The organism is Desulforamulus aeronauticus DSM 10349 (genome assembly GCF_900142375.1).
Taxonomy (GTDB): domain Bacteria; phylum Bacillota; class Desulfotomaculia; order Desulfotomaculales; family Desulfotomaculaceae; genus Desulfotomaculum; species Desulfotomaculum aeronauticum.
On record NZ_FRAR01000049.1, the window covers coordinates 1 to 3988 of the forward strand.

The 3988-nt window shown below is 39.7% G+C and carries 2 protein-coding genes; both read left to right on the forward strand.

The window, feature by feature from the left end; genetic code table 11:
* A partial coding sequence (locus BUA78_RS20525) for a hypothetical protein (RefSeq protein WP_207650526.1) occupies positions 1–193 on the forward strand: 193 nt, incomplete at its 5' end.
* Between the two features lie 202 nt (positions 194–395).
* On the forward strand, positions 396–3988 hold a 3593-nt coding region (locus tag BUA78_RS19545; protein WP_139257472.1), incomplete at its 3' end, for a DUF6531 domain-containing protein.

A 3988-nucleotide genomic window follows, 5' to 3' on the forward strand; every position in this document is an offset into this window, starting at 1 on the left:
AATAGTACCAAATCCAGGTAGCATATATATTACAAACATACAGCTATTTGAAGAGAATATAAATGATAGTAGTCCCATAACACAATATCTGTATGATAACTTAAGCTGCTTAAATAAAATTTTTTTACAGGAGAAAACAATAGTTTATCAATATGATGAAAATGGCAATCTAATACGGCGTGCAATTAATTAATACTAGCATTACATGTTGAGTCTGCGGGATTTATTACACCATCACTGATAACACAATATTAAATAAAGGTCAACGTTTACGACAACTTAAATCACTTAAATACTATGTTTACATCGGAGAAAACAGTTAATTATCAATACGATGGCAATGGAAACGTGATACGACGCACAATAAAATAACGGTTGAAAGGGAGGTTATAGGTTTGAAAAAATACTTATCCTGTTTATTAGTACTGTCTCTTCTATTAAATATGGTTCTTCCGGCCTTTGCCCAAAACAAAGGTCTACTTACAGAGCCCACTACCAGTATCACAACAGACCCCATAGGTACTAATGGAATGACTAGTTTAGGAAGCCCATTACCCCAGAGCGACAAAGATCAGTCAGTATCTGGGAAAGTATATAAAGATCAGGTAACTCCCACGGAAGAATATATCATAGAACAGCAACCTCCAATAAAAAACGAGATCATAGAGCTTAACTCACCTCAAAATGGCTCAGTTCAAGACTTCGTTTATGGCCATTCGGCATACTATAACCTACTTGAAAAACAAAACAGGCTAGACCTGATGGGCAAACTATCCTATAAAGAACAATCAGTGACAGAGGCAGTATATAGAGACCAAAATAAAACCACAGAGGACAAGCTACTTAAGGAACAAAAAGAATCAGTAATAGACATGGTATACGGAGATCAGGATAAATCCGTAACTGAAGAAGTATATAAAGCAACGGAACAGGCACTATCAACGATGATAACGCAAGCTAGCACCGATACCGCGTGGTATAACACACTAGTGGGCCCTTCCGTCATGAATGGGGTTAACAATGAGAAATATTCTGCCGTTGCTGACATAGATGAAATAGTCTCACCCCAAACCGGTGACCTGACAATCAAACAAACTGATGTTAAACTGCCAGGCAGAAACGGCCTGGATTTAACAATTAGCAGGATATACCAGAGCAATCAATCATTATTAGGAGACCGACGCATTTCGGGTGACGGTACCACCGGATATAATGATTACTCAACATATTACCTAAACAGATATGCCTTAGGTATTGGCTGGTCCTTCGGTTTTCCTTCTGTCCAAATTGAAGAAGAAAATGGAAGAAAAGAACTTTACTACCATACTGGGGATGGAAATATATACCATGTCAACTTTTCCGCTGGCACCTACAGCAATATGGAAAACTACTACCTAAAAGACGCCATCTTTAACAACGATACCAGCTTTTCCAACGGGCAGATAACCTCCCAGTATTCATTCACCACAGCCGACCAGACCAAAAGATACTTTGCTGCAGATGGTAGGCTTTTGGGTGTTGTTGACCGTTTTGGCAACAAAATCATATTCAAACATACGGAAAGCCCTGTGACCAACTACACTCCCAATAATGACTTTGAATACTCGGAGAATAAAGGTATTTGGACAACCAATGGATATTATTCCTATGATCAAACATTTGGTAAAGATGATAACACCTCACTGAAATTCAGCAGTTCCGGATCAAGCCAGTCATCATTTTCCAGCTATATACCAGTACTGCCTAATACCAAATACTACCTTAGTGGATATCTATATAACCAACTGACTAGTGGTAATTCCAACCTCACATTTCGGGAATATAACCAGAGCTATAACGAAATTAAACGGGGCGCTTTAAGTACATCTACCACCAAAAATACTTGGGAACCACTGTCTCAAACATTTACTACCTCATCTAGCGCAAAATACATTAGAATAGAATTTTTAAATACCAGCGCAAACGGAACATCCTGGATAGACAAAATCAGGTTTGATAGGGCTTGGCCACTAATCTCAGAAATTACTGACAGCATTGGGCGAAAAGTAACCTTCACATATAACGACAGCCTTTATGAAGAAAACCCATCCAACGGAGGAACAATTACCATTAAAGTTACCGAGCCAGCGGCGGCAAATGAATATACCTTAACCTACATACGGGGCATTATTATTAACACCGTTCATTGGTCTAACTGGGATGAACAAAGGAGATACCCGAGACTTTATAGTTTTTACGATGGAGAAGTTCCCGACTATTATGAATATAACTACCTGGATGGTAAATATAACTTTTGGAAAAAAACTGATAGCAGTTATTCAGGATGGGCACCTCAGGTTTTAGTAGGTGATTTTTACCTAAGGAATTCCAAAAGGGTATATGCATATCAAAAGACTACAAAACACTTAGGTCAGGACGGTTTTTACGAAACTCATAGAATAGCAAATCGATACGAACAGAAATCCAGCAACGATTATTTCGGGACAGATTACCGGCGAGCCTATTCATACAGCGGAAACTATAACGGAACAGTTTATGATAATGAAACAGGATACCCTGGTTCATACAGTCTGTACGAAAATCCCAATTACCAGTTTACCTGCACCACACAGCAGGACAATGGATTGACAGTAAAAGAAACATATAAAGGTAATAGAAGGTTTAAAACAGAAAAATACCATTCAAGTGGGGAAAAGGAATTTACCTACTACGAGGAATACCATTCCAGTTTTAAAGACAATGTCACCAAAATTAAAACGGAGCTTTATAACCCAAACAATAATGTATCCACCCTTTACCGTGGCTATACCTACAACGACTGGGGTGGTGTAGCTTCCGAAACAAAGCTACTAAATGGAGAACAGTGGAACAATGCCACTGTTAAAAACCAAAATACCACTAGCTATACCTATAATCCAACTTTTAAGTTTCTTACGTCAAAAAGCTATTACCAGACACCTGAAAGAATGCTGACCGAATCCATCAACTATGACAGCCTAGGACGCATTACAGCTACTACCAACGCTAAAGGTGAGACTGCCGAATACCAATACGGTGACACGGGTCACCCAGGAAACCTTACCAGACTAAACATTCGCCATAATGACGGACGGACTTCTGCGACTGATTATGACTATTCAGGGGCTTACTTTGCCTTTCCCACAACAATTACCAACTACTACACAGAAGAAGGGGCCCATAAATCCAGTACAACCAAAAAGAACTATGAATTTATTAGAGGCAATGTAGTAAGTGAAGCGGATGCCTTGGGCAACCTAACCAACTATAGCTATGACTTAAAAGGCAGGATCAAAACAATAACCCATCCCACATCAACTGGTCAAAATGGTGACTATGTGGTGATGGATAACTACGCATATTATAATCACGTATATCTTAATGAGCCATCTGTGGAAGAGCCTCAAGTTACTTTTTGTGTCAGAAACTATCAAACTAAAAATGGCTCTATATTCTCGGACAACTATAATTATTATGATGATCAGGGGAACCTGCTCTTTAGCGAATACTATGACTATGAGCGTGGGATTTGGGTTCCGGCTACCTATGGATATAACAATTACGGACAATTAGTTTGGGCTAAAGATGCTAATGGCAATAAAACAAACTATGTGAGTGATGAATGGGGCCGTTTAAAGAAAGTCACCAACCCCCAAGGGAACTACCATGCCTTTGATTACGACATCATAAACCGCACCAAGACCACCACATTTGTCCCAGCAGATACAGGTGTGGCCGAAAACCATTATGTAGAAACCTATGACCAGTGGGGAAGAACAATTTCAAGGAAAGGCTATCCAGACAGACCAGGTGGACCTACCACAGTTGAAGAAAAGTACGAATACGACCTAGCGGGTAACCTTACCAAACTAACAGATGCTAAAAACAATGCCACACGGTACGGTTACGACGCCTTAAACAGGCTGACTAAGGTCACCAACGCCCTGGGAGAAACTACCGACTACGACTA